This is a genomic window from Ferriphaselus sp. R-1 (genome assembly GCF_000746095.1).
Taxonomy (GTDB): domain Bacteria; phylum Pseudomonadota; class Gammaproteobacteria; order Burkholderiales; family Gallionellaceae; genus Ferriphaselus.
In genome coordinates this window covers 120,990-146,156 of the sequence record NZ_JQKP01000007.1, presented here as the reverse complement: position 1 = coordinate 146,156, position 25,167 = coordinate 120,990, and the positions used below count along the sequence as shown (strand labels likewise).

Sequence of the window (25,167 nt, the reverse complement as noted above, 5' to 3'; positions counted from 1 at the left end):
CGACATCAGTCGCACGTCATGTCCCATTTTGCCCAGCTCCCGCGCCCAGTAGTGTGAGCTTCCACAGGCTTCCATGCCGATCAATGTCGCTGGCAGTTTGCCAAAGTATGCCTGCATCTGGTTGCGCCGCAATTGCTTCCTGACAATCACCTTGCCCGCACGATCCACTCCGTGTATCTGGAATACGTTCTTTGCCAGGTCTATGCCAATACGCGTAATATCCATTTCACACCTCCCTCTGTTGACTGGTTGTTTGCCATCTCCAGTCTGGCACATCTCGATGCCGTTTAGGGGGAGGTGTCCATTCCATTGCCCTACGCGAGCTGGGGTGAGCTTGCGAACCCCGGCATGAGGGGTATTGAATATGGGGAAGCTGGGGTTCGTACATCACCCCCCCGGCCTATATCTTCAGGCATATTGGGCAGTCCGAGGGGGCTGTTAGACTCTGCTGGGGTTTGTGTCCAAGTTAGGGGCACGTAGTTATTAATTTTTACAATGAGTGGAGCAAGTAAGTGGGACTATATATTCGAATATTTATTATTTCTCTGATGCTAATACCTTCCAGCGCAAACGCATGGTTTTTCTTTTTTCTGCCGAGCAGCGTAACTAACAAAATTTCCGATGCAATCACCAGCGCGGAAGGTGAGAATTGCGTAGGCTCGAATGCGAAAATTGGCGATGCAATCCGGTTGTCTACAGGGGCTGTTGGAATAATTAAATCGCTGTCGGGCACTTCAGTTCGATGTGCTCAACCTGAGTACCCAATTAGGGCATCTTTGGATTTTTCTGCCCCGGCCTTTACGTCAAAGGCGCATATAGACTTGCCGGAAGGTTGGAAGCCCACATCTATCACCGAGCAACAAAAACGAAATGGTTGGATGCTGATGGCGGATAACGCCAGTAGTAACTCAGGGTTGGCTTTTGGCGCAATTAGACGAGAGTCGGTGTCGGACATGAAAAAACTTGCTGAAGACTATAGGCAGGGATCAATTAGTGCGATTGCGGAGGCTCAATATTCTGAAATTGAACAAATCAGCGTAAATGGGCTAAAAGCGTGGCGCTACGAAGTTACGGGGAAAAATAAGTTTGGCGCTGGAGTTTCAGGAAAGAAATTTACTTACCTAACGACCTTAATTGAAGGGGGTGAAGAGGTGATTCTTGTTAGGAGTTGGACTGTTACATCTGGATATGAGAAACAAAAAGTGTCCTTCATACTGCTTGCTGAAAGTATTCAGGGAATTACGCCTCCAGGTATAGAGGAAAGTAAAGTGCCCTCTCATGGCATAACAGAACAAACGCCAGTTGTCTTGCCCCATGTGGTCAGTGAATACCCTAACCAAGCAATTCAAGAATCTAGCCAACCTAAACAGATCTTGCCACAAAAAGAAAGCGCAGCTACTCGTTTGAAAGAGTTGAAAGCTTTGTATAAAGAAGGCTTAATTAGCCAAAAAGACTTTGAAGTAAAGAAACAGGATATTCTTAAGTCTATGTAGCGTAGGAGCAATAGACAGAAGGTATTGTGTCGAATAGTTGAGGAATAAATATTCGGCGCAACTTACGTTGTGTCCCACAACTGAATTTCAAGAAACCCCATGCCCCATCTCTTTACTCCCTACGCTCTCTCCAACCTAACGTTACCCAACCGCCTCGTCATTCCGCCGATGTGCCAATACTCGGCGCAGGAGGGGAATGCCACTGACTGGCATGTGATCCATTACGGCAACTTGTCGCATTCGGGGGCGGGGTTGTTGATTGTGGAGGCGACGGCGGTGGAGCCGGTGGGGCGGATTTCGCCGTTCGACATCGGGCTGTGGTCGGAGGCGAACGAGGCGGCGTTGCGGCCGGTGGTGGCGTCGGTGCGGCGGTATTCATCCATGCCGCTGGCCATCCAGCTCGGCCACGCCGGGCGCAAGGGTTCTTGCGCGGTACCTTGGGATGGCGGCAAGCAGGTGGCCGAGGATCAGCTCGGCTGGCAGACGGTCGCGCCGTCGGCCATTCCCTACAAGCCGGAGGAGCGCGCGCCGCAGGCGTTGGACGCCGCCGGGCTGGCGCGCATCCGGGCGGCGTTCGTCTCTGCCGCGCAGCGCGCCGAGCGGCTGGGCTTCGATGCCATCGAGGTACACGCCGCGCACGGTTATCTGCTGCACCAGTTCCTTTCGCCCATCACCAACCAGCGCACGGACGAGTACGGCGGCGCGCTGGAAAACCGGCTGCGCTTTCCGTTGGAGGTGTTCGCGGCAGTGCGCGCCGCCGTGCCGCAGAGGGTGGTCGGCATCCGCATCTCGGCGACCGACTGGGTGGAGGGCGGCTGGGATCTGGAGCAGAGCGTGGCGCTGGCGCAGGCGCTGAAGGCGCGCGGCTGCGATTTCATCCACGTCTCCAGCGGCGGGCTGGCCCCGCAGCAGCGCATCCCGGTGCGGCCGGGCTATCAGGTGCCGTTCGGTGAACGCATCCGCCGCGAGACCGGCCTGCCCACCATCACCGTGGGCATGATAGATCAGCCGGAACAGGCCGAAGCCATCGTTGCGGAAGGCCGCGCCGACCTGGTGGCCATTGGCCGCCCCATGCTCTACGACCCGCGCTGGCCCTGGCGCGCGGCGGCGGCACTGGGCGCGCAAGTGGAAGCGCCGCCGCAATACTGGCGCGGCACGGCTCCGGCGGGATTGTTCAGCACCACCAAGCCCGGCCAGCGCTTCCAGCCGTGAGCGCCGCCGACTGCCCGCTGTGCGGCGGCGACAACCGATGCGCGATGGCGCAAGGTGAATCCGCAGCCGAATGCTGGTGCCAGCGCGTGACCATCCCGGCGGACGTGCTGGCGCAGGTGCCGGAGCGGTTGCGCGGGCAGGCGTGTGTTTGTGCGGGATGCTGTCATTCCGGGCTAGCCCCGGAATCCAGTAAATCGAATAACGGCGCGCTTTGCGCGCCACTGGATTCCCGCTGTCGCGGGAATGACGGCTTGGTATAGCGCTCCATCTAGAGGAATTAACATGCCCTTGTCTTCTTACTTGAAAACCTCACCCGCACTCGCCGAGCACGTCTACCTGCATCCATCCGCCCAAGTCATCGGCGAGGTGAAGATAGGCGCGGATGCGTCCATCTGGTGCAACGCGGTGTTGCGCGGCGACGTGAACCGCATCGAGATCGGGCGCGGGACGAATGTGCAGGACTTGACCATCGGCCATGTCTCGCACAAGACGGCGGAGAAGCCGGAAGGCTCGCCGCTGATCGTGGGCGACTATGTGACCATCGGCCATTCCGTCATCCTGCACGGTTGCCGCATCGGCAATGAGTGTTTGATCGGCATGGGTTCCATCATCATGGACGACGTGGTGATCCCCGACCGGGTGATGGTGGGTGCGGGCAGTATGGTGACACCCGGCAAGGTGCTGGAAAGCGGGATGCTCTACATGGGCCGTCCGGCCAAGGCGGTGCGGGCGCTGACCGAGGAAGAGCTCGCTTACCTGCGCTATTCTGCCGAGCACTACATCCGCCTGAAGGACGATTACCTGCGCATGGACGAGCAGGCTGCCGCACGCGGCAAAGTCTTCCCCGACCACGTGGTGTTCTGAGTCCGGCATTTTGCGGTGCGCCCACGCTTGGTTTAGTATGCGCCCCTCATCGCCGTCAGTCGGCGGCACAGGGCAGAGGCCGTAGTGTGCCGCCCGCAGGAGTCAGCCCAGCATGTATAGCCACGAGTTTCTATTGAAGGACACGCACGAGATCGAGTTGGAGATGGAGCGCCACTGCGTCGGGTTGGGGCTGGACTGTGCAGACCCGAACCAGATACGGATGTTCGCCCATGATGTGTTGCAGAACATCGCCGCGCTCAAGGAGGCCGCCAGCCATGGCGACCGTGAGGCCAGCGCCAAGATCGAGCTGTTCGGCCTGGCGGTGCTGATGCACGAGGCGAACACCAAGGCCTACGGCTCTAACTACCTGACGAAGATCCATGCGCTGACCAAGCGGCAATCGGCTTGGGTGGCCATCGCCAAGGCGATGTGGAGCGAGCTGGAGAGCCGGGATTCGAGCAGCGCCCCCTGAGTCGCTCCGGCTCGCGCCTAAATCTTGAAGTGCCCGATGGATTGTTTCAGCGAGTTCGCCAGCTGCTCCAGTTTGAGCGCGACACCGGAAACTTCATGTACAGCGGCACTGGTGCTTTCCGACATCTCCGCTACCCTCTCCACGTTATGGGCGATACCCCGGCTGGTCTGACTCTGCTCATTGAGTGAGCTGGATATCTCGGCGACACCCTGCAGCACGCGCGCTGTGCCGTCGCTGATGCCGGTGATGGCCACATCCGCCTGACTGGCCAGCACCGAGCTGTTCTCGACCATTTTGACTAGCTGTCCCATTTCTTCAACCGCATGGTGCGTGCTCTGGTTGATCTCGTTGGTCATGCCGGCGATTTCCTGGGTGGCATTGCCGGTCTTTTCGGCCAGTTTGCGTACTTCATCGGCCACCACGGCGAAGCCGCGTCCCTGCTCGCCTGCGCGCGCCGCCTCGATGGCGGCGTTCAGCGCCAGTAGATTGGTCTGGTCGGCGATCTCCCGGATGGCGGTGACAATATTTCGGATATGGCTGGACTTGTCGCCGAGCTCATGTATGGTTTTCGCGGCATTGATGATCGCCGTGCTGGTGGTGTTCATGTCATCCACGACACGCCGAACGATGTTGCGTCCATTGTCCGAGAGCTCGTGCGAGTGTTCCGAGGTTTGGCGTACGTCGCTGGTGTGTTCGGCCACCTGCTCGATGTTTTGACTCATCTGCTCGATGGCCGAGGTCATGTGGCTGGCGGCTTCGGTTTGCTGGAAAGCACTGTTCTCCACCATCGACACGGCGTTGGCGAGCTGTTGCGCGCGCTCCTCGATGATGCGTGTCATGGTGCTGTTCTGATCCACCAATGCCCCCAGTAGCACCTTGGCCGATTGAGTGGAGCAGAGGATCTCGCCCATCTCGTCACGCCCGGAAATATTGACTGGGGCGGACATGTTGCCATTCACCAGTGATTCGAGATGTTGTTTGATCTCTGCCACCGGAGCGGTGATGAAGCGGCGGATCAGCCAGGTGATGAACAGGAATAGTGCCAGTTGCAAGGCCGTTTGCCCAATGACCAGTTTGATGATGATCGCGTGAAACTCACTGAATTCCTCGCTCAGGTCGATGTCGATGATGGAGGCACCGTTGACGCTGCCAACTTCGACCTGATGGCAGCCGAGACAGTCCGTACCATGGAAGTTGTGACTGGCAATGTATGGGGTGATCAGACGGAACACCGGCTTGCCGTCATGCTGGATCAGCTCCTGATGCGGTGATTTGTCGGCGATGACCTTGCGTTCCAGATCGCTGGCGATCTGCTCTTCGGGCAAACCCGGGCCGAACTGTCTGGCGACCTGCTCTGCGCGGACCAAGCGCAGTCCGATGATATGGCCCGAGCTGGAGATCTTTTTCAGCAGCAGTTGCCGGTTCTCCGGGGCGCTTATCTGCCCGGTGATCATTAGCATGTTGGCACCATCGATCACTTGGTTGGCGATGCCATCTGCACGTTTATGTGTCTCTTGCAGCATCGTTGCCTGCAAGTGGTCGGCGATGTAGTAACTGGCGAGGCTGAGCAGAATCAGTAACAGCGGCTGAATGAGCAGATGCAGCTTGGTTTGCAGTGAAAGATTGCTGAACCAGTGCATCAAAGACCGCTGTTGCCTGGGTGGGGTCTTGGACTTGTAGAGTGCCTCTGCCGCCTGGATCTCGGATGGTTCCGGCTTGCGGCGCAGTGATAGATAGCCAGCGATCGTTCCATGCTCGATGATGGGAACAACGGTGGCCTTTACCCAATAGTGGTCACCCGACTTTGCACGATTCTTGACCACGCCCTGCCATGGGTGGCCGCTGGCGATGGCATCCCAAAGACTGGAAAAGGCCCATGCCGGCATGTCGGGATGACGCACGATGTTATGGTTCTGTCCGAGCAGCTCATCCAGAGAAAAGCCGCTGGTCTGGACAAAAGCATCGTTGGCATAGGTGATGATGCCCTTGGGATCGGTACGGGTGATGAAAATGTCCGACTCCGGGTAGTCGATGTTTCGCTGAGTTACCGGTTGATTGTTCCTCATACCATTCCTCTTCAACGTATGGCGATACTGTGCGCATAAACAGCGGAGTGCCAGTTGCTTTCGCCACCGCTTCAGAAAACTTTAGATGCGTAATACTTTTTTGCTTGCGGACGGACAAGACCGCCGACGGTTTGGTATCCTTCCCCGGAATTGATGGATAGGGAAGACTATGAGCATGCATGAGCAGGAACAGAGCGGCGCACACAAGGATGTCTACCGCGCCAAGGTGAATCTGGATACGTCGACCATACCCTGGCGTGAGTTGCAGCGCTTCTTCGCCAGCGGAGCGGCGATCGCGGTCGCTCGGAGCCTCGATCTGGTGGAAGTGGCGTTCCAGGTATCCGAGGACAACAAGGCGCAAGTCGAACAGTGGATGCTGGCCGGTCAGGTGGGCAGGGTGAGCGACGAGCAGGCGCTGGCCTGGTATGAGGCCGATGCGCATGTCTGGGCGGTGGTCATCAGCCCCTATGTGCTGGTGCAGGAAATGGCGGACTAGCCATGGCCTTCACCCAGTCCTGGCAGTTGCTGGCACTCGCCTCGGCGGTGTTCGCCGCGCTGACGGCAATACTGGGCAAGATCGGCGTGGCACAGATCAACAGCGACCTCGCCACCTTCATACGCACTGTGGTGATCCTGTTGGTGACGGCGTTGCTGCTGACCGCACGCAACGAATGGCAGAAGCCGGAAGGCGGCAACTGGCTGGCTTGGGCGTGCCTGATCGCATCCGGCGTGACCACCGGGCTGTCATGGCTGTGCTATTTTCGCGCCTTGCAACTCGGACCGGTGTCGCAGGTCGCGCCCATCGACAAACTCAGCGTGGCGCTGGTGATCCTGGTGGGGTGGCTGGCGCTGGGCGAAGCCGTCACGCTCAAGACCGCCGTGGGCGGTGCGCTGATCGTGGCGGGTTCGCTGGTGCTGGCGCTCTAGGCGCTCAAGCCTTGGGTGGGGTGTAGCCTTCGGGCATCTGGGTGCCTGCGCCGAAGAAGTAGCTTTCCATCTGCTGCGCCAGATACTTGCGGGCATTGGCATCGGCCAGGTTGAGGCGGTTCTCGTTCACCAGCATGGTCTGGAACTTGATCCAGCCCTGCCAGGCTTCCTTGGATACGTTGTCGAAGATGCGCTGACCGAGCGGGCCGGGGTACATCGGGCGCTCCAGCCCCTCCGCCTCACGTCCCAGTTTCACGCAGTTCACCATTCTTGCCATCTTGCTCTCCAATTGATTCGTTGATTCAGGTCGGCGGATTCTACCGGATATTCTTGACGAACACCTTGGAGCGGCGCTGGTAGTTGTACAGCTCTTTTTTGCGCGCTGGCAGTTCCGACACGTCCGCCTCCTTGAAACCGCGTTCGATGAACCAGTGCGCGGTGCGCGTGGTCAGCACCACCAGCCGCTTCAGCCCCATCGCCAATGCCTCGGCGGTGATGTGTTTGAGCAACGCATCGCCATAGCCGTGGCGGCGGCTGCCTTTCTGTACCGCCATGCAGGCCAGCTCGCCCGCCGCCTCGTCGGTGAACGGGTAGAGCGCGGCACAGCCGATGATGCGGTGGTCGTGCTCCAGCACCACGAAATTCTCGATCTCGCGCTCCAGCAGTTCGCGCGAACGGCGCACCAGGATGCCGTCTTCCTCCAGCGGTTGCAGCAGTTGCAGGATGCCGCCCACGTCTTCGATGGTGGCATCGCGCAGGGTGTTGAGCGTGGTCTCCACCACCATCGTGCCTATGCCTTCGTCGGTGAACAGTTCCTGCAACAGCGCGCCGTCGGTGTGGCGGCTGATGAGGTGGGTACGCGCTACCCCGGCTTCGCAGGCGCGCACGGCGCAGGGCAGGAACAGCGCCGCATCGTCGTTCAGCGCCTGGCCGGAAGCCAGTACGGCGCTGGCCTGGCCCATGGTCAGTTCGCGCAGCAGTTCGCCCGATGCGTCGGTCACGCCGTCGGTGTCCATCAGGAACACCAGCTTCTCGGCATCCAGCTCGATGGCGACGCTGGCGGCCACGTCTTCCAGCGTGAGGTTGAACACCTCGCCGGTGGGCGAGTAACCGAGCGGCGACAGCAGCACCACCTCGCCGAAATTGAGCCGGTCGCGGATGGCGGCGCAATCCACCTTGCGTACCCGCCCGGTATGTTGCAGGTCCACGCCGTTGATCACGCCCATCGGCTGTGCCGTGATGAAGTTGCCGCCCGCCACGCGGATGTCGGCGTTGGCCATCGGCGAGTTCGCCAGCCCCATGGACAGCAGCGCCTCGATCTCGAAACGCACCCGCCCCATCGCCTCCTTCACGCACTGCATGGTGGCGGCGTCGGTGTGGCGGATGCCGTTGTGGTAATGGTCGGCGATGTCGTTGTTCGACAGGTGTTGCTCGATCTGTGGCCGCGCGCCATGCACCAGCACCAGCCGGATGCCCAGCGCTGCCAGCAGGTTGAAGTCATGCGTCAGTTCGACGAACTTGCCGTCGGCCACCACCTCGCCGCCGAACGCTACCACGAAGGTCTTGCCGCGAAAGGCGTTGACGTAAGGGGCGACGGAGCGGAACCAGGTGACGAAACCGGAGTGCGGAGGCAGATGCTGTGGCATGACAAGACCCTGAGCTGAGTATGGCGCGCAGTATCCTGCAACGAGGCGGGGCTAGGCAATACTTCCGGGCAACAACTTTCAAAATCCGGGTGAATCGGTTACAGTCGTCGCCATCCAACAGGCAATGATCCGAACTCGGCACCATGACTCTGACCCGACACACCGTGAAATGGCTGACCCGGCTGATGCTGGGCGTGATGCTGTTTGCGCAGGGTGTGGTGGCGGCCAATGCCTGTGTGCTGGCGACCGGGGCGACCCATGCCTACACCATGTCCGCCCAGGCGGCGGATGACGGGGTGATGGACGCGATGTCCGGCCATTGCCACGAGGAACAAGCCACCCCGGCCAATGCCAACGCCTGCCTGGCACAGAACACCCAGGCCGACCAGGTGAGTGCGGATCATGTCGTGCCGGTGTTCGCGCTGCCCGTAGCGGTCGTGCTCGCCGTGCCCGCCGCACCGGAGGCTGTCACGCCGCCGACTCGCGCCAACCTGGCGCAACTGACTCCGCCCGATACCGGGCCGCCGCTCTCCATCCGCTTCTGTTCCCTGCTGAATTAGTCTTTCCCCGCGCGTAACGGCCCCGCTGTGGCGGGCTCGTGCGCCTATCTTCTGTCGCCGCAAGGCGTGGCATCACTGGGAGACACATCATGGGAAGACGAATCACCTTGTTTTTATCGGCGCTGTTGCTGGCGCCTGTGACCGGCTGGGCCGAGGCCGTGCCGGGCGCGAACCTGCCCGGCCTGATCAACTGGCTGGAACAGGACAGCGCAGAGCTGGCCGCCGTGCGTTACGAAGCGGCGGGCGCGGCACAGCAGGCGCAAGCGGCAGGGGCGCTGCCTGATCCCAGCCTGCGTATCGAATGGGCCGGGGTCAACCGCAGCGCTGTGCCGTTCGACCCGGCAGGCGCGGACGCGACCAAGTACACCGTGTTGCAGCCGGTGCCCGGTTGGGGCAAGCGCGCTGCGCAGCGGCAGGTGGCACAGGCGGGGGCGGCGCTGGCCGAGGCGCAACAGCGCGTAGTTGGTGCCGAACTGCGCGCCCGCTTGCGGCTGGAGTTCGCGCGCTATTACCAATCGCACCGCGCGCTGGCCTTGAACGAGGCGTTGTCCGCCTTCACCGCCAGCGCCGCCCGGCTGGCGCAGACCCGTTACGAGACGGGCGCGGCGAGCCAGCAGGAGCTGGTCCGCGCCCAGCTGGAGCAGGCCGCCCAGCAGAGTGAGCGGCTGCAACAGGAAGGCGACTTCGCCCAGATGCAGGCGCGCCTCAACGCCTTGCTGAACCGTCCCGCCCAAGCTGCGCTGGAAGCCCCGCAAGCCTTGCCCGCCGTGCCTGCGGCCATCCGTCTGGACGAGGCTGCGCTGGGGCTGCGGCTGCGCGCGAGCAGTCCGCAACTGGCCGGACAGGCGGCGCAGACCGAACTGGCGCGCGGCAACGCCGAGCTGGCGCAACGCAACCTCAATCCGGACTTCATCCTCGGCATCGCGCCGGTGCAACGCGGCAGCCGCTTCAACAGCTGGGATGCGATGCTGGAGTTCACCCTGCCGCTGCAGCGCGCCAGCCACCATGCCCACCAGCACGAGGCGGACGAGATGCTGGCAGCCAGCCGCGCGCGCCAGCAGGCCGCCGAGACCCGGCTGCTGGGCGAGTTGCGCGAACACCTTGCCGCGCTGGAAGCCGCCCGCGCCCGTCAGCAGCTCACCCGTGAACGGGTGCTGCCGTTGGCCGAACTGGCGTTCAACGGCGCACTGGCCGGCAACCGCAGCGGGGCGGTGGATTTCACCACCCTGCTGGATGCGCGCCGCCAGCTGCAAAAGGCACGGCTGGACGAGCTCGATGCCGAAGTCGCTCAACAACTGCATCTGGCCGAGATCGAACGACTGATCGGAGGAGAACCATGAAACCCGCCAACCTGATCCTGCTACTGGCTGTCGCCGCCCTCACTGGCGCAGCCGGGTATCACTGGGGCAAGCAACACGCTGAGCCTCAAGTCGCCGCCAGCAGCGCGCCTCCCGCTGTGCGCAAGGTGCTCTATTACCGCAATCCCATGGGTTTGCCCGACACCTCGCCGGTGCCCAAGGTGGACAGCATGGGCATGGATTACGTGCCGGTGTACGCCGACGAGGCGGTAACGCCCGGCACGGTGGTGCTGAGTCCGGCCCAGGTGCAGAAGCTGGGCGTGGTGACCGAAGCTGTCGCGCGGCGCGCCCTGTCCGGCAGTCTGCGCAGCACGGCGGTGATCCAGCCGGACGAGCGCAGTCAGCGACTGGTCGCCCCGCGCTTCGGCGGCTGGGTGCGCCAGTTGCATGCCAGCGCCACCGGGCAGCCGGTGCGGCGTGGTCAGCCGCTGCTGGAGGTGTACAGCCCGGAACTGGAGAGCGCGCTGCGCGAATACCAGCTGGCGCAGGCATCCGGCCTGACCGAGCTGGCGCAGAGCACGCGCCAGCGCCTGCGCAACTGGGAGCTCGGCGATGAAGACCTGGCGCATCTGGCGCACGGCATGGCTACCTTGCAACTGCGTGCGCCCGCCGACGGCGTGGTGCTGGAAAAGGCCGCCGTGCAGGGTGCGCGCTTCGCCCCCGGCGACGTGCTGTTCCGCATCGCCGACCTGTCGCGTGTCTGGGTGCAGGCCCAGGTGGCCGAGCAGGACCAGGGCGTGCTGCGCGTCGGCCAGTCGGCGCGGGTGACGCTGGATGCCTACCCCGGCGAGACCTATTCCGGCAAGGTCGGCTTCATCGCCCCGGTACTCGATCCGCAGACCCGTACCGTGCAAGTGCGCGTCGAACTGCCCAACCCGCAGGGCAGACTGCGCCCGGCGATGTACGCCCAGGTCGAGTTCGCCACCGGCCATGCTGCACCTGTGCTGACGATTCCGCTGTCGGCGGTGCTGGACAGCGGCGTGCGCCAACTGGCGCTGGTGCAAGTGGCGCAAGGCCGCTTCGAACCGCGCGCACTCAGGCTCGGTCGGCGCGACGGCGACTATGTCGAAGTGCTGGAAGGCGTGGGCGAAGGCGAACAGGTGGTGACGCAGGCGAACTTCCTGCTGGACGCGGAGAGCAGCCTGCGCGCGGCGCTGGGGAATACGACCTTCTCCCCCCGCGAGGGCGACGCCGGTGGGCTCCCAACTGCTGCACAGTTGCCCATCCGCAGCCCTATGAATGGGGGAGGGGAGTTGGTGCAGCAGGTTGAAACAGGCGCGCAACAGTATTCCCCTCTCCCGCAGGCGGGAGAGGGGGTAGGGGAGAGGGGCACGGCGCAACAGCATTCCACTCCGACAGCGCCTGCAGCCGTGCGCCACGTCCATGCGGAGCACCAACATGCTCACTAAGCTCATAACCTGGTCAGCCCGCAACCCTTTGCTGATCCTGCTGGCCACCTTGGCCATCGTGCTGGCGGGGAGTTACGCCGTGGTCAAGACGCCGCTGGATGCCTTGCCCGATCTTTCCGACGCGCAGGTGATCGTCTATACCGACTATCCCGGCCAAGCGCCGCAGGTGGTGGAGGATCAGGTGACGTATCCGCTCACCACGGCGCTGCTGGCGGTGCCGAAGTCGAAGGTGGTGCGCGGCTTCTCGTTCTTCGGCGCGTCCTTCGTGTATGTGATCTTCGAGGACGGCACCGACATCTATTGGGCGCGCTCGCGGGTGCTGGAATATCTGAATCAGGCGGCGGGGCGTTTGCCGCGCGGGGTCACGCCTGCGCTGGGGCCGGACGCGACCGGGGTGGGCTGGGTGTACCAATATGTGGTGCAGGCGAAGAACAAGACGCTGGCCGAGCTGCGCAGTTTGCAGGACTGGACGCTGCGCTATCCGTTGACCAAGGCGCAGGGCGTGGCCGAGGTCGCGTCCCTGGGCGGCTATGTGCAGCAATACCAGGTGACGGTCGATCCGCTCAAACTGCGCGCCTATGGCATTCCGCTGGCGCGCGTGGCGCAGGTGGTGCGCGACTCCAACCGTGACGTGGGCGGGCGCACGCTGGAGATGACCGAGACCGAATACATGGTGCGCGGGCGCGGTTACCTGCGCAGCGTGGCGGATCTTGAAACGCTGGTGGTGAAGAGCGAGGGCGGCACGCCGGTGCTGCTGCGCGACATCGCGCGGGTGGAGCGGGTGCCGGACGAGCGGCGCGGGCTGGCCGAGCTGGATGGCGAAGGCGAAGCGGTGTCCGGCATCGCGCTGGCGCGCTACGGCGAGAACGCGCTCAGCGTCATCGCCAACGTCAAGCAGCGGCTGGCCGAGATCGCCACCGGGCTGCCAGACGGCGTGAGCATCCGGGCGGTGTACGACCGCTCCGAGCTGATAGAGCGCGCCATCGCCACGCTGAAGCACACGCTGCTGGAAGAAGGGCTGATCGTGGCGTTGGTGTGTCTGGTGTTTTTGATGCACGCCCGCAGCGCGCTGGTCGCCATCCTGATGCTGCCGGTCGGCCTGCTGCTCGCCTTCATCGCCATGCGCGCGCTGGGTATCAATGCCAACATCATGAGCCTGGGCGGCATCGCCATCGCCATCGGCGCGATGGTGGACGCGGCGATCGTGATGGTGGAGAACGCGCACAAGCATCTGGAGAGGTTGGAGCATATCCCCTCTCCCGCTGGCGGGAGAGGGTTAGGGAGAGGGGCTGTGAATGCCCTCTCCCCCAGCCCCTCCCCCACAAGTGGGGGAGGGGAGCAAGGCAAGGATGCGCGCGCTGCCGCCATCCTCGCCGCCGCCCGCGAAGTCGGCCCGGCGCTGTTCTTTTCGTTGCTCATCATCACCGTCTCGTTCCTGCCGGTGTTCACGCTGGAGGCGCAGGAGGGGCGCATGTTCGCGCCGTTGGCGTTCACCAAGACCTTCGCCATGGCGGCGGCGGCCTTGCTGTCGGTGACGCTGGTGCCGGTGCTGATGCTGCTGTTCATCCGGGGGCGCATCCGTTCCGAGGCGGAAAATCCGCTGAATCGCGCGCTGATCCGCGTTTATCGCCCGCTGCTGGAGTCGGCGTTGCAAGGCAAAGGCGCGCTGCTGCTGGGCGCGGGGCTGCTGATGGCGGCGACCTGGTATCCCTGGAGCAAGCTGGGCAGCGAGTTCATGCCGACGCTGAACGAGGGCACGCTGCTGTACATGCCCGCCTCGCTGCCGGGGATGTCGGTCACGCAGGCGCGCCAGTTGTTGCAGACGCAGGACCGCATCATCAAATCCTTCCCCGAGGTGGCCTCGGTGTTCGGCAAGGCTGGTCGGGCGCAGACGGCCACCGATCCCGCGCCGCTGGAGATGTTCGAGACCGTCATCAACCTCAAGCCGGAAGCGGAATGGCGGCCCGGCATGACCACCGACAAGCTGGTGGCCGAGCTGGATGCTGCCTTGCAGTTCCCCGGCGTGGCCAATGCCTGGACCATGCCGATCAAGGCGCGGCTGGACATGCTGGCCACCGGCATCCGCACCCCGGTCGGCATCAAGGTGTATGGCCGTGATCTGACCGAGCTGGAGCGGGTCGCGCGGCAGGTCGAGGTGGCGGTGCGCAAGGCGCCGGGCACCGCCAGCGCTTACGCCGAGCGGCTGACCGGCGGTTATTACCTCAACATCGAGCCGGACCGGGCGGCGCTGGCGCGCTACGGGCTGGCCGTGGGCGAGGTGATGGACGTGATCGCCAGCGCGCTGGGCGGAGAGACCGTGACCACCACGGTGGAAGGACGCGAGCGCTACGGCGTGACCGTGCGCTACCCGCGCGAACTGCGCGATACGCCGCAGCGTATCGCCGCCGAAGTGCTGGTCGCCACGTCGCAGGGCGCGCAGATCCCGTTGGGCCAGCTGGCGCGGGTGGAGATCGCGCGTGGCGCGCCGTCCATCCGCACCGAGAACGCGCAACTGGCCGCCTACATTTACGTGGACACCCGCGACAGCGACCTTGGCGGCTATGTGAAACGGGCGCAGGCGGCGGTGGCGGCCGAGGTGAAGTTCCCGCCCGGCTATTACGCGAGCTGGAGCGGTCAGTTCGAGTACATGGAGCGCGCGGCGGCGCGGATGAAGATCGTCATCCCGCTGACGCTGTTCATCATCTTCGTGCTGCTCTACCTCAACTTCCGCCGCGTTTCCGACGCGCTGATCGTCATGCTGTCGGTGCCGTTCGCGCTGGTCGGCGGGGTGTGGCTGCTGTGGCTGCTGGGCTACAACCTCTCCGTCGCCGTGGCGGTGGGTTTCATCGCCCTGGCCGGGGTGGCGGCGGAGACCGGCGTGGTGATGCTGATTTATCTGGAGCAGGCCTGGCAGCGGGTGCAGGCCGAACGCGCGGCGGCGGGCGTGTCGCCTTGTGTGACCGACCTCTACGCCGCCGTGATGGAAGGCGCGGTGGAGCGGGTGCGGCCAAAGATGATGACCGTCACCGCCATCATGGCCGGGTTGCTGCCCATCCTGTGGAGCAGCGGCACCGGTTCCGAAGTGATGCGCCGCATCGCCGCGCCCATGGTGGGCGGCATGGTGACCTCAACCGTGCTGACGCTGCTGGTGATCCCGGTGATCTATGTTGCGCTGCGCGGCAAGCATTGCCCGCGCCCGGAATGAAACAGGCTCCCGCGCGGGGAGCCTGCGGGGAGACCGACGGTCACGCTTGAACGTTGATGATGCTGCCGACAGTCTGTCCCAGAGTGTTGACGGTGGGCTGAGGCGGCGGTGGTGGAGCCGCAGCCTGACTGCGTTTGTCGTCCGAGTCGCGGTCGTTCTCCATTTCGCGCACGCGCGGGGCCTGGGCTTGTGCCTGGGCATCGGCGACGATGTTGTTGTAGCCGGATGTCACTGAACTGATAGCCATGATGGTTCCTCCTTCTTGCATGTCGATCTACTGCCCCTGTTATGTCGGCCAGCGCCGGTTTTTCTTTAGGGCAGAAGATCGCCCGGACATCCATCGGTCGGGCTTGGCTGAGCTCAGCCCATCAGCTGCTCGAACTCTGCGGCAGGAACAGGCCTGGCATACAGATAGCCTTGGGCATAGTCGCAGCCCATGCCGAGCAGCAGATCCCGTTGCTCGGTGGTCTCCACGCCTTCCGCCACCACCTTCAGCCCGAGCTTGTGGGCCATCACCACGATGGCTTCGGCCAGTGCGATGTCATTGGGGCCGGCAGCCAAGTTGCAGACGAAGGATTGGTCGATCTTGATGTAGTCGATGTGGAGTTTCTTCAGGTAGGACAAGGACGAGTAGCCGGTGCCGAAATCGTCGATGGCCACCTGGATGCCCGCATCACGGAAGGCCAGCAACTCGGAGGCGACCTGGATCGAAGTGTCGAGCAGCAGACCTTCGGTGATCTCGATCACGATGTTCTGCCCGGACAACCCTGCCGTCTGCAATTGTTCCTGCCAGCGCTGTCGGTCCGGTTTGGACTGGATCTGGAGTGGCGAACGGTTGATGGTGATCTGGAAGTCGGCACCGAAGCGGTCGCGCCAGATCTGTGCCTGCCGGGTCGCTTGGGAAAGCACCCAGTCGCCGATCTCGATGATGAGCCCGGACTCTTCCGCCAACGGGATGAATTCCGCCGGGCCGATGAGTCCGCGTTTGGGGTGGAACCAGCGCAGCAGGGCCTCGGCCTTATGGATCCTGCCGGTCTGCATTTCGACGATGGGCTGGTAGTACAGATGGAATTGCTGCTCGGTCAGGGCGCCTCGCAGGTCGTTCAGGAGGTGCAGTCGATACTGGGCCGATTCCTGCATCGTGCTGGTGAAGTAGCGGAAGCAATTGCGTCCGGCGTTTTTGGCTACGTACATGGCCTGGTCGGCGTTGCGCAGCAACTCCTCCTGATTGGCGGCATCGTCTGGATACAGGGTGATGCCGAGGCTGGCCGAGACGTAGGAGACTTCGTCGCCCAGGGTGAACGGTTCGGCCAGTTTCTGCAGGATGGCATCGGCGATGCGTTCGACGCAACCGGGGTCTTCCAGCCCGTCGAGGATGATGGTGAATTCGTCGCCGCCCAGTCTGGAGACGGTGTCGGACTCCCGCACGCAGGAAGCGATGCGGTGTGCTGCCGCGATCAGCAAGGCATCGCCGAAGTCATGGCCCAACGTGTCGTTGATCTCCTTGAAGCGGTCGAGGTCGAGATACAGCAGGGCCAGGCGCTGGTGGGTGCGGTGCGCCTTCTTCATGTCCTGGCTCAGCCTGTCGTAGAACATGCGGCGGTTGGGCAGCTGGGTCAACTGGTCGAAATTGGCATGCGTCCAGATCAGCTCCTCGTTCCGCTTCTTTTCGGTGATGTCGGAGAACAGGGCGACGTGGCGGTGTACGGAGCCATCGGCGTGGTGCAATGTGTTGATGGTGAGCCACTCGGCGTAGATCTCGCCATCCTTGCGCCGGTTCCAAATCTCGCCCTGCCAGCGGCCCGTCTCGTCGATCTGCTGCCACATCTCGCGATAGAAGGCAGCAGACTGCTTGCCGGATTGCAGGATGGAGGGATTCTTGCCGATGACTTCGTCCCGCGTGTAGCCCGTTAGATGGGTAAAGGCCGGGTTGATGTCGACGATGCGGTTGTCGGCATCCGTGATCAACAACGCCTCGCTACTGTTTTGCAGCACCAGAGAGGCCAGGCGCAGCCGCTCTTCGATTTCTTTCTGCGCTGTGACATCACGGGCCGATCCGACCACGCCGATCACCTCGCCCAATTCGTTGACCAGAGGAGCTTTGTGTACATCGAGGAACAGGAACTTCCCCTGGACGTTGCCGTATTCATCGAAACGCGAGGCAGTGCCGCGCTGCAGGGTGAGCATGTCGCTGTCCTGGCACAGCTCGCCGAAGGTGTGCCACTGCGGGTTGTCCGGGTGGCGGCTCCGCTCGCGTTGGGCGAAGAACATATCGTCCTTGCCCAGCGGTTCTTCGGTGTCCGACGCGCTCAGCAATTGTTCACAGATTGCCTTGTTGGCGAACATGAAGCGCTTGTCTAGATCCTTCGCCCAGATCATGTCCGGCACATTGTCGCCAACCAGCCGCAGCAGCGTGGACAGACTCTGCGCATGTTTCTCACTGGCGCGTAACGCGTTCTCGGCTTGCTTGCGCGCACTGATGTCGCGCGACAGCATGATGAAGTGGTTCGTCCCATCGGGCAGTGGTTTGACGGCGGTAGAGAGTTCGAACCAACTCGGCCCGGACGGAAGGTCCAGCAGGATGATCTGACCGTGAGAGTAGCCGTGCGTCTCCGCCGCACGGATGGCTGCCATGACGGTTTCCGCTGCCGGTGGCGGCAGCATCTCTTGCACGGTATGTCCGAGCAAGTCGGCTCTTTGTGCAGCCAGAAGCGTCTCGTCGTTGGCGAAGATGTTCAGATATTCGCCCTCACGGCTGATCTCGAACAGCAGGTCCGGGATGGCCTTCAGCGTCATTTCCAGATTGTCGTTCGCCTCACGCAGTTGCTGCTGGATGCGGGCGGTGGCGGTGATGTCCTTGAAGCACCAGATACGGCCATTTTCGTGGCTCAGGGCCAGGGCGCGGGTGAAGCGGGCGAACACACGCTGATCCTTGAAATACAGGGTGTCGCGTGCTTCGTCGTCACTGGCATAGAGCTTTTGTACCAGACTGACGAAGGCAGCGGGATCGACCAGTTGGTCAAGGACATGGGCGATCAGGAGCTCATCGTTCCCGCTGTCCGCCAATTCCTGCGGGATATGCCACAACTCCAGGAAGCGGGCGTTGAAGGACAGGATGCGCCCGTCCTGTCCTATCATCAGGATGCCCTCGTCGGTGGATTCCAGCGTGGTGCGCAACAGCGCTTCACTTTGCTGCAGTCGGTCCTCGGCATGCTTGCGTGCTGAGGTGTCGCGTACAGTGGCCAGGATGTGCGGCACGCCGTTCAGGTGGGTGATGACCGCTTCCAGTGCCCCGATGATACGGCTGCCATCCTTGACGATGAACTCGGTTTCGAGATTGTTGCAATAGCCCTGGCGCGATAGCGCCTCAGTCATGCGCTGACGGTCTTCGGCGTGTGTCCACAAGCCGAGGCCGAGCGTGGTGTTGCCGATCGCCTCGGCCCGGCTGTAGCCGGAGTAGCGCACGAACGTATCGTTCACCTCGGTAATCACGCCATCCGCAACTCGGCTGATGAGCATCAGGTAGGGGTTGTCGTTGAAGATGCTTTGCAGTCGCTCCCTGACTTCGAGGAGGGCGGATTCCGTCGTTTTGCGCGACTGGATGTTCAGGCTGCCACCCGCTGCCAGCAGCGGCTCGCCAGCGGCGGTGCGTTGCACGACGCGTCCCCGGGACTGTACCCATGTCCAGTCACCCGTGATGCTTTCCAGACGGTACTCGTAGTTGAACTCGACATCCTGTGCCTGGAGGGTACGCTGGAACGCTTGCATGAACCCGGCGTGGTCATCCGGGTGGATGTGTCTCAGCCAGCCGTCGATGGAGTGGCCATCATCGTACCGGGCAGCGTTGAGACAGGACAGTTTATCGTCGTCATAGCGGAGTTCGCCGGTGCTGAAATCCAGCTCCCAGAACACCATCTGTGCTGCTTCGCTGGCCATTTCCAGCCGGGTCTCGGCGAAGCGGGTATGCGACTCTAGGGCGGTACGCTGGCTTTGCGCCAAGGCGTTGAGCACATGTTCCACAAAGGACAAGCTGAGCGGCGCAACGATGCAGGCTGCGACCAAGCCGGTAAGCAGATAGTCCGGTGTGACACTGCCGGTGAGCAGGATGTCCATCGCCGTGACGATCACTTCCACCGCCAGCACGATGGCGAGACTCACGATCGCGATGAGCCGCCAGCCCCGGTTGCGCTCCATGGCCAAGATCAGTTTTGATGGCATTGAATCCCTTTCAAGAGGCGCGCTGGGCCAACCGCTCCGTCACTCCCCCGGCTAGTTTAAGTCGCCCCACAGGATTTGCAAGGCGGCGATGGCGGCGATGGCGGCGGTCTCGGTGCGCAGTACGCGCGGGCCGAGCAGGATGGGGGTGAAGCCGACAGCGCGGGCCATCTGTGCCTCCTCGGGCGTGAAGCCGCCTTCCGGGCCGATCAGCAGGGTGGCGCGGCCTTGTGGGCGGGGCTGGGCAGCTAGCATGGTCGCGCCATCCGGCAGCAGGATGAACCGCCGCTCATCGGCGGCGGGCGGCGGCAGTTGCGCCAGCCACTGGCTGAGTTCCTGCGGCGGGTGTAGCAGCGGCAGCGTGTTGCGGCCGCATTGCTCGCAGGCGGCCAGTGTGACCCCGCGCCAGTGTTCGCCTCGCTTTTCGGCACGTTCACTGCTGAGTTTGGCCACGCTGCGCTGGGTTTGTACCGGCTGGATCTCGGCTGCACCGAGTTCGGTGGCCTTTTGCACCACCCAGTCCATCTTGTCGCTGCCGGACATGGCTTGAGCCAGGATGATGTGCAGTGGCGGCGAGGCCTCGGGCGGCAGCGGGCGCAGACCTTCCAGCCAGACGTGCTTGCCGACGATCTCGCGAATGCGGGCATCGAGCGCAGCACCTTCACCATCGAAGAGCTGCACGGCATCGCCTGCCCGCAGGCGCAACACGCGGCTGGCGTGGTGGGCGGCCTCGGGCGGAAGTTCACAGTGGTCGGCATGCGGCAAAGGGGGAGGACAGTAGAAACGGGGCATGGCGGTGGCTGGTGGAAACGGGTGAGCGTGATAATATACCGGCCACGGATTCATTGTCAGGAGTTGGAATATGGTCAGTTTGCAGCCCCCGTTGTGCGACTTCGGCTGGAAGGCGCGCGAGTTCAAATTGCCGGGTGTCGATGGTCGATATCACACTCTGGAATCGGCGCGCGGCCCGAACGGCCTGCTGGTGATGTTCATCTGCAATCACTGCCCCTACGTCAAGTCCATCCGCGACCGTATCATCCGCGATACCCGCGAGTTGCAGCAGCACGGCATCAACAGCATCGCCATCATGTCCAACGACCCCGCTGACTATGCGGAAGACAGCTTCGACAACATGAAACTGGTGGCAGAGCAGTACGCTTATCCATTCCCTTACGTCATCGACGAGACCCAGCAGATCGCCAAGGATTACGGCGCGGTGTGTACTCCGGATTTCTTCGGCTTCAATGCCAAGCTGGAGTTGCAGTATCGCGGCCGGCTGGATGCTTCGCGCAAGGAAGCTGCGCCCGATGCCCAGCGTGACCTGTTCGAGGCCATGCTCCAGGTCGCCAGGACCGGGCAAGGCCCAAGCGAGCAGCTGGCCAGCATGGGCTGCTCGATCAAGTGGAGAGAAGACGCAGTATGACGCGTACCCCATCCGGCATGAGTGCCATGCTGAAGGCGGTGATCGCTGCCGTGAAGTTGGTCGCTTCCGAAGAGATCATGCCGCGCTACAAGCGAGTGACGCACCAGCGCAAGGCCGACGGCAGCCTGTGTACCGAGGCCGATCTGGCCTCGCAGGAAGCGTTGACGCGCAAGCTGCAAGCCATCCTCAATGTGCCGGTCGTGGGCGAAGAGATGGAGCGCGCCGAACAGGAGGCGCTGTGGGCACAAGGACTGGAGGGCGGGTTGTGGTGTATCGACCCCATCGACGGTACGTCCAACTTTGTGCGCGGCCTGCCCTATTTCGCGGTCTCGGTGGCGCTGATCCGCAACGGCAAGAGCGTGCTGGGCGTGGTCTATGATCCGGTCGGCGAAGAGGCGTTCGCGGCGGAACTGGGCAAGGGGGCCTTTCTCAATGGCGAGCGCCTGCAAAGTCGCACCACGGCGCACAGCTTGTCGGCGGCGTTGGTCAACATCGACTTGAAGCGACTGGATCCGCGTCTGGCCGGACAGGTCGCCATGCAGCCACCGTTCAGCTCGCAGCGCAACTTCGGCGCATGTACTCTGGATTGGTGTTATACCGCCGCAGGCCGGTTCGATGCCTATCTTCATGGTGGTCAGAAATTGTGGGATTACGCGGCGGGATCGCTGATCCTGCGCGAAGCCGGTGGCCACGCCGCTTGTCTGGAGCAGGATGACTTCTTTCAGGGCGGGGTGTGGGAGCGATCGGCGGTCGCCGCGCTCGATGCGGGGTTGTTCGAGGAGTGGAAGGCCTGGGTCCGTGGGCAGCGCGAATGAGCGATGGCTGCCGTGCCGTGGCCCCCAGTTCCGAGCGGCTTCCGGGGGATGTCAAAACGGTTCACAAGCCAGTCGAATTCAGTTATTGTCTGCGCCCTGAGGCCGTTGGGCCTGGGTCAATTTGCTATCGGGGATAATCCTGTCTGGGAGAACGGTACGTGAGCGATAAGTCGCCCCTGTCTGGTGTCTGTGTGGTGCTGATCGACGACAGCAACACGATCCGTCGCAGTGGCGAGATATTTCTCACCCGGGCGGGCGGTAAGGTCGTTTTGGCCGAGGATGGTTTCGATGGTCTGGCCAAGGTGGTGGACAGCAAGCCCGACATCATCTTCGTCGACGTGATGATGCCCCGCCTGGATGGTTACCAGACCTGTGCCCTGATCAAAAGCCACCCCCAGTTCAAGAAGACACCGGTCGTCATGCTGACCAGCAAGGACAGCCTGTTCGATCGCGCTCGCGGCAAGCTGGTCGGTGCCGACCTTTATCTGATCAAGCCCTTCAGCAAGGAGACGCTGATCGAGGCTGTGGTCCATCATACGCAACCTGTCATTGACGCAACTTAGGAAAGACACAACTTATGGCAATCAAAAAAGTTCTGGTCGTGGACGATTCTGCTACCGAGCGCCATTTTCTCGGTGAGCTGCTGACCAAGCAAGGCTTCGAGGTCATCTTCGCGGAGGATGGCGATTCCGGCATCCTCAAGGCCAAATCCGAACGGCCCGACCTTATCCTGATGGATGTGGTGATGCCCGGCAAGAACGGCTTTCAGGCCACGCGTGCGATCACTCACGATGCCGATACCCAGCATATTCCGGTCATCATCTGCACCACCAAGGGGCAGGAGACCGACAAGATCTGGGGGCTGCGCCAAGGAGCGAAGGACTATCTGGTCAAGCCGGTCAGTGGTGTCGACCTGATGAGCAAGATCGCTTCGTTGGGCTGAGTCTATGGCAGCCAAACGTCTCAGTCTGCGGGAGTTCCAGCAAGGCTTGATCGACCGCCTGCAGGCCATCGGCCAGTCGGGTGAGCGGGCGAGCACGCTGGGCGTGCAGATAGGCGAATGGCACTGGCTGGTGGAGATGTCGGACATCAGCGAGGTATTGCCGGTGCCGGCCTTCACCGAAGTGCCGCTGACCAAGCGCTGGTTCTGGGGGGTGGCCAACGTGCGCGGCAATCTCTACAGTCTGGTGGATATGGACGATTTCCTGCAACAGAACGAGACGGCGCGTGAGGGGAACAGCCGTGCTCTGCTGGTGGCGGCGCGTTACGGTTACAGCACCGCACTGGTGGTCTCGCGCGTGATGGGCTTGCGCAACTCGCATCAATGGCGGCGCGTCGAGCAGGATGGGCAGGTCAGTTTCACCGACGAGCAGGGGCAGGTCTGGCGCAAGCTGGACATGGCCGCGCTGCTCGGTCGGTCGGATTTTTTACAGATCGAAAACTAGCATTCAGTCGGAGAAAACATCATGGCGATCAAATTACCCAGCGCAGGCTCAGAGTTACTCAAACGTGGTGCGGGCCAAGCGGCAGGGCTGTTCGGTGATTTCCAGGTGCCGCTCATCGGCCACCTGCCCGCCGCCCGTCAGTTGCGTCTGCTGGGCTCGGCGCTGTTGTGGGTGCTGGCACTTACCCTGTTGATGGTCTATCTGGATAACCGTGCCGCTACCCACGGCGCGCGCTACATCGAAGGCTCCGGTAAGTTGCTGATGTTGTCGCAGCGCCTTGCGAACCAGGCCGAACTGGCTTTGTCGGGTAATGTGGATGGTTTCGACGGTTTGACGGTGGCGCGTGACCAGTTTGCCGCCACTCTGGATTTGCTGGACAAGGGCGGCGAAGGCTTGCCGGCCACCTCTGGTGCCGCGCGTGCGCCGCTGGATGCCTTGCTGGTCACCGGCAAGAAGACGCTGGTCGATGCGCAGGCGCTGCTGGATGGTCGTGCCGGTCTGGTGACGGTGGGTCGCGCCGTGTCCCAGTTGGACGAGGAATCTCCCGCGATGCGTGATGCGGTCGAGCAACTGGTGTCCCGCGCCGATGGGGGCAACAAGGACAGGGCGGTGCGCTTCACGATTCTGACCGAGCGGGTGGCCAAGGGTGCGGCGGCATTGCAGGCACCGGACGTGACCACCGAAATGGTGGCCCAGTTGGGTATTGACACCATCGAGGCGGAGGACTTGGTCGCGGCCTTCCCCGTCAACCCGCTGACCGAGAAGGTGCGAGATTTGTTCGGAACCTATCAGGTGTCGGTGGAAGCGCTGGTGAGTCAGGCGCAGGCGCTGGAACTTTCCAAGACTTCCGGTCGTTCGCTGGTGAGCGAATCGGATAAGTTGCTGGAGCAGGCGACCGAGCTGGATGATGCTTATCAGAGCGGCTTGTCGGGGCGGGTCACCACCTACTTGCTGGCGCTGTCCGCCGTTGCGCTGGTCGTCACGCTGCTGTTGCTGGGTAAGGTCTATCTGGATGACTCCCGTCGTCGTGCGGCGGAAGCGGAAGCCTCCAACAAACGTAACCAGAACGCGGTGTTGCGCTTGATGAACGAGTTGAGCGACTTGGCGGACGGTGACTTGACCATCCATGCGTCGGTCACCGAGGACATCACCGGCGCGATCGCTGATACGGTGAACTATACCGTGGACGAGTTGCGGCAATTGGTGCAGCGGATCACCGACACTGCGGAGCAGGTGGCACACGCGACGCAGGAAGCCGAGCCGGTCACCCGTCGGCTGCTGGATGCGGCGAAGAAGCAATCGGACGAGATTCAGATGGCCGGTGAAGCGGTGGAGCTGATCACCAAGTCGATTCAGGAGGTGGACTCCTCGGCGGCGCAGTCGGCGGATGTGGCGCGTCGTACGCTGGATGTGACGACGCAAGGTTCGCAGGCGGTGCAGAACTCCATCGCCGGTATGGATGCCATCCGCGACCAGATCCAGGAGACTTCGAAGCGAATCAAGCGACTGGGCGAAAGCTCGCAACAGATCGGTGAAATCGTGGACCTGATCTCGGACATTACCGAACAAACCAACGTGCTGGCGCTGAACGCGGCCATTCAGGCGGCCTCTGCCGGTGAAGCGGGCCGAGGCTTCTCGGTGGTGGCGGAAGAAGTGCAGCGTCTGGCGGAACGTTCGGCAGACGCGACGAAACAGATCGGTGTGATCGTGAAGACCATTCAGGGCGATACCCAAGAGGCTGTGGCCGCTATGGAAAAGAGCACGCAGGGTGTGGTGGAAGGTGCCAAACTGTCCGATGAGGCCGGTAAGGTGCTGAAGGAGATTGAAGCCGCGACGCAGGAGTTGACCGACCTGGTGAGCTCGATCTCGGTGTCTACCCAGGTGCAGACCGACATGGTGCAGGAAGTGGCGGCGGCGATGACCGATATCCTGCAGATCACCGGCCAGACCACGGAAGGTACGGAGACCACGGCTGCACAAGTGGGCCAGTTGGCCACCCTGGCATCCGACCTGAGAGGCTCGGTGGCTGGTTTCCGCCTGTAATTACTGGTATCCAT

General features: G+C 62.5%; 23 protein-coding genes and 1 pseudogene. 17 read left to right on the top strand and 7 right to left on the bottom strand.

Annotated features, from left to right (window positions below; genetic code table 11):
• Nucleotides 1-225: pseudogene (locus tag DM08_RS07055) on the bottom strand (IS110 family transposase); the annotation flags it as partial.
• Between the two features lie 287 nt (nt 226-512).
• Between DM08_RS07055 and DM08_RS12850 the strand changes: the two are divergent.
• The 5 genes from DM08_RS12850 to DM08_RS07035 all read left to right on the top strand — a co-directional run bounded on the left by DM08_RS12850 (nt 513) and on the right by DM08_RS07035 (nt 4,041).
• The gene (locus DM08_RS12850) at nt 513-1,493 is read left to right on the top strand and encodes an SHOCT domain-containing protein (protein WP_152555801.1); all 981 of its coding nucleotides are present in this window, start codon (nt 513-515) and stop codon (nt 1,491-1,493) included.
• A 99-nt stretch (nt 1,494-1,592) separates the two neighbouring features.
• Entirely contained in the window at nt 1,593-2,705 is a 1,113-nt protein-coding gene (locus DM08_RS07045) for an NADH:flavin oxidoreductase/NADH oxidase (RefSeq protein WP_051937907.1), read from the top strand.
• Nucleotides 2,702-2,965, top strand: coding sequence for a cysteine-rich CWC family protein (locus DM08_RS12555; protein WP_202593382.1), 264 nt, complete (start codon nt 2,702-2,704; stop codon nt 2,963-2,965). The genes DM08_RS07045 and DM08_RS12555 overlap by 4 nt, the downstream gene beginning before the upstream one ends.
• A 22-nt stretch (nt 2,966-2,987) precedes the next feature.
• Nucleotides 2,988-3,569, top strand: coding sequence for a gamma carbonic anhydrase family protein (locus DM08_RS07040; protein ID WP_051937905.1), 582 nt, complete (start codon nt 2,988-2,990; stop codon nt 3,567-3,569).
• A gap of 112 nt (nt 3,570-3,681) precedes the next feature.
• Complete coding sequence (locus DM08_RS07035) at nt 3,682-4,041, top strand: hypothetical protein (protein ID WP_035383927.1); 360 nt, start codon at nt 3,682-3,684, stop codon at nt 4,039-4,041.
• Nucleotides 4,042-4,058: 17 nt separating this feature from the next.
• On the opposite strand, the gene DM08_RS07030 is transcribed toward DM08_RS07035, so the two are convergent.
• On the bottom strand, nt 4,059-6,107 hold the full coding sequence (locus DM08_RS07030) for a methyl-accepting chemotaxis protein (RefSeq protein ID WP_035383926.1): 2,049 nt from the start codon (nt 6,105-6,107) through the stop codon (nt 4,059-4,061).
• Between the two features lie 169 nt (nt 6,108-6,276).
• Between DM08_RS07030 and DM08_RS07025 the strand changes: the two genes are divergently transcribed.
• Together DM08_RS07025 and DM08_RS07020 are read left to right on the top strand one after the other, a co-directional pair.
• Nucleotides 6,277-6,603, top strand: coding sequence for a DUF2288 domain-containing protein (locus DM08_RS07025; RefSeq protein WP_237560240.1), 327 nt, complete (start codon nt 6,277-6,279; stop codon nt 6,601-6,603).
• Between the two features lie 2 nt (nt 6,604-6,605).
• On the top strand, nt 6,606-7,034 hold the full coding sequence (locus DM08_RS07020; protein ID WP_035383925.1) for an EamA family transporter: 429 nt from the start codon (nt 6,606-6,608) through the stop codon (nt 7,032-7,034).
• A 4-nt stretch (nt 7,035-7,038) separates the two neighbouring features.
• Here DM08_RS07020 and DM08_RS07015 read toward each other — a convergent pair whose 3' ends face one another.
• Nucleotides 7,039-7,311, bottom strand: a complete 273-nt coding sequence (locus DM08_RS07015; RefSeq protein WP_035383924.1) for an oxidative damage protection protein — start codon at nt 7,309-7,311, stop codon at nt 7,039-7,041.
• 40 nt (nt 7,312-7,351) lie between these two features.
• Nucleotides 7,352-8,680 carry an amino-acid N-acetyltransferase gene (gene argA, locus DM08_RS07010; RefSeq protein ID WP_035383923.1) on the bottom strand — a complete coding sequence of 443 codons (1,329 nt, stop codon included), beginning with the start codon at nt 8,678-8,680 and terminating at the stop codon, nt 7,352-7,354.
• Between the two features lie 143 nt (nt 8,681-8,823).
• On the opposite strand from argA, the gene DM08_RS07005 reads away from it, so the two are divergent.
• The 4 genes from DM08_RS07005 to DM08_RS06990 all read left to right on the top strand — a co-directional run bounded on the left by DM08_RS07005 (nt 8,824) and on the right by DM08_RS06990 (nt 15,212).
• The gene (locus DM08_RS07005; RefSeq protein WP_035383922.1) at nt 8,824-9,240 is read left to right on the top strand and encodes a hypothetical protein; all 417 of its coding nucleotides are present in this window, start codon (nt 8,824-8,826) and stop codon (nt 9,238-9,240) included.
• Between the two features lie 89 nt (nt 9,241-9,329).
• Entirely contained in the window at nt 9,330-10,580 is a 1,251-nt protein-coding gene (locus tag DM08_RS07000) for a TolC family protein (protein ID WP_035383921.1), read from the top strand.
• The gene (locus DM08_RS06995) at nt 10,577-12,007 is read left to right on the top strand and encodes an efflux RND transporter periplasmic adaptor subunit (RefSeq protein ID WP_051937901.1); all 1,431 of its coding nucleotides are present in this window, start codon (nt 10,577-10,579) and stop codon (nt 12,005-12,007) included. Before DM08_RS07000 ends, DM08_RS06995 begins: the two co-directional genes overlap by 4 nt.
• Nucleotides 11,997-15,212, top strand: coding sequence for an efflux RND transporter permease subunit (locus tag DM08_RS06990; protein ID WP_035383920.1), 3,216 nt, complete (start codon nt 11,997-11,999; stop codon nt 15,210-15,212). The genes DM08_RS06995 and DM08_RS06990 overlap by 11 nt, the downstream gene beginning before the upstream one ends.
• A 40-nt stretch (nt 15,213-15,252) precedes the next feature.
• Here the strand turns inward: DM08_RS06990 and DM08_RS06985 are convergent, their stop codons facing one another.
• From DM08_RS06985 to DM08_RS06975, 3 genes are all read right to left on the bottom strand, one after another.
• Nucleotides 15,253-15,459 carry a hypothetical protein gene (locus DM08_RS06985; protein ID WP_035383919.1) on the bottom strand — a complete coding sequence of 69 codons (207 nt, stop codon included), beginning with the start codon at nt 15,457-15,459 and terminating at the stop codon, nt 15,253-15,255.
• A gap of 113 nt (nt 15,460-15,572) precedes the next feature.
• Entirely contained in the window at nt 15,573-19,430 is a 3,858-nt protein-coding gene (locus tag DM08_RS12260) for an EAL domain-containing protein (RefSeq protein WP_051937899.1), read from the bottom strand.
• 51 nt (nt 19,431-19,481) lie between these two features.
• Nucleotides 19,482-20,219, bottom strand: coding sequence for a 16S rRNA (uracil(1498)-N(3))-methyltransferase (locus tag DM08_RS06975; protein ID WP_035383918.1), 738 nt, complete (start codon nt 20,217-20,219; stop codon nt 19,482-19,484).
• Nucleotides 20,220-20,289: 70 nt separating this feature from the next.
• Between DM08_RS06975 and DM08_RS06970 the strand changes: the two genes are divergently transcribed.
• The 6 genes from DM08_RS06970 to DM08_RS06945 all read left to right on the top strand — a co-directional run bounded on the left by DM08_RS06970 (nt 20,290) and on the right by DM08_RS06945 (nt 25,153).
• Entirely contained in the window at nt 20,290-20,850 is a 561-nt protein-coding gene (locus DM08_RS06970; protein ID WP_035383917.1) for a thioredoxin family protein, read from the top strand.
• A 26-nt stretch (nt 20,851-20,876) separates the two neighbouring features.
• Complete coding sequence (locus DM08_RS06965; RefSeq protein ID WP_035383954.1) at nt 20,877-21,665, top strand: inositol monophosphatase family protein; 789 nt, start codon at nt 20,877-20,879, stop codon at nt 21,663-21,665.
• 158 nt (nt 21,666-21,823) lie between these two features.
• The gene (locus DM08_RS06960; RefSeq protein ID WP_035383916.1) at nt 21,824-22,228 is read left to right on the top strand and encodes a response regulator; all 405 of its coding nucleotides are present in this window, start codon (nt 21,824-21,826) and stop codon (nt 22,226-22,228) included.
• A 14-nt stretch (nt 22,229-22,242) separates the two neighbouring features.
• Nucleotides 22,243-22,608, top strand: a complete 366-nt coding sequence (locus DM08_RS06955; RefSeq protein ID WP_035383915.1) for a response regulator transcription factor — start codon at nt 22,243-22,245, stop codon at nt 22,606-22,608.
• 4 nt (nt 22,609-22,612) lie between these two features.
• On the top strand, nt 22,613-23,110 hold the full coding sequence (locus DM08_RS06950) for a chemotaxis protein CheW (RefSeq protein WP_035383914.1): 498 nt from the start codon (nt 22,613-22,615) through the stop codon (nt 23,108-23,110).
• A gap of 21 nt (nt 23,111-23,131) precedes the next feature.
• On the top strand, nt 23,132-25,153 hold the full coding sequence (locus DM08_RS06945; RefSeq protein WP_051937897.1) for a methyl-accepting chemotaxis protein: 2,022 nt from the start codon (nt 23,132-23,134) through the stop codon (nt 25,151-25,153).
• Nucleotides 25,154-25,167: the final 14 nt, after the last annotated feature.

Bases quoted from the DNA above. Each gene is read 5' to 3' on its own strand.
- DM08_RS07045 (WP_051937907.1), top strand. From the start codon at position 1,593: ATGCCCCATCTCTTTACTCCCTACGCTCTCTCCAACCTAACGTTACCC.
- DM08_RS07040 (WP_051937905.1), top strand. From the start codon at position 2,988: ATGCCCTTGTCTTCTTACTTGAAAACCTCACCCGCACTCGCCGAGCAC.
- DM08_RS07035 (WP_035383927.1), top strand. From the start codon at position 3,682: ATGTATAGCCACGAGTTTCTATTGAAGGACACGCACGAGATCGAGTTG.
- DM08_RS07030 (WP_035383926.1), bottom strand. From the start codon at position 6,107: ATGAGGAACAATCAACCGGTAACTCAGCGAAACATCGACTACCCGGAG.
- DM08_RS07025 (WP_237560240.1), top strand. From the start codon at position 6,277: ATGAGCATGCATGAGCAGGAACAGAGCGGCGCACACAAGGATGTCTAC.
- DM08_RS07020 (WP_035383925.1), top strand. From the start codon at position 6,606: ATGGCCTTCACCCAGTCCTGGCAGTTGCTGGCACTCGCCTCGGCGGTG.
- DM08_RS07015 (WP_035383924.1), bottom strand. From the start codon at position 7,311: ATGGCAAGAATGGTGAACTGCGTGAAACTGGGACGTGAGGCGGAGGGG.
- argA (WP_035383923.1), bottom strand. From the start codon at position 8,680: ATGCCACAGCATCTGCCTCCGCACTCCGGTTTCGTCACCTGGTTCCGC.
- DM08_RS07005 (WP_035383922.1), top strand. From the start codon at position 8,824: ATGACTCTGACCCGACACACCGTGAAATGGCTGACCCGGCTGATGCTG.
- DM08_RS07000 (WP_035383921.1), top strand. From the start codon at position 9,330: ATGGGAAGACGAATCACCTTGTTTTTATCGGCGCTGTTGCTGGCGCCT.
- DM08_RS06995 (WP_051937901.1), top strand. From the start codon at position 10,577: ATGAAACCCGCCAACCTGATCCTGCTACTGGCTGTCGCCGCCCTCACT.
- DM08_RS06990 (WP_035383920.1), top strand. From the start codon at position 11,997: ATGCTCACTAAGCTCATAACCTGGTCAGCCCGCAACCCTTTGCTGATC.
- DM08_RS06985 (WP_035383919.1), bottom strand. From the start codon at position 15,459: ATGGCTATCAGTTCAGTGACATCCGGCTACAACAACATCGTCGCCGAT.
- DM08_RS12260 (WP_051937899.1), bottom strand. From the start codon at position 19,430: ATGCCATCAAAACTGATCTTGGCCATGGAGCGCAACCGGGGCTGGCGG.
- DM08_RS06975 (WP_035383918.1), bottom strand. From the start codon at position 20,219: ATGCCCCGTTTCTACTGTCCTCCCCCTTTGCCGCATGCCGACCACTGT.
- DM08_RS06970 (WP_035383917.1), top strand. From the start codon at position 20,290: ATGGTCAGTTTGCAGCCCCCGTTGTGCGACTTCGGCTGGAAGGCGCGC.
- DM08_RS06965 (WP_035383954.1), top strand. From the start codon at position 20,877: ATGCTGAAGGCGGTGATCGCTGCCGTGAAGTTGGTCGCTTCCGAAGAG.
- DM08_RS06955 (WP_035383915.1), top strand. From the start codon at position 22,243: ATGGCAATCAAAAAAGTTCTGGTCGTGGACGATTCTGCTACCGAGCGC.
- DM08_RS06950 (WP_035383914.1), top strand. From the start codon at position 22,613: ATGGCAGCCAAACGTCTCAGTCTGCGGGAGTTCCAGCAAGGCTTGATC.
- DM08_RS06945 (WP_051937897.1), top strand. From the start codon at position 23,132: ATGGCGATCAAATTACCCAGCGCAGGCTCAGAGTTACTCAAACGTGGT.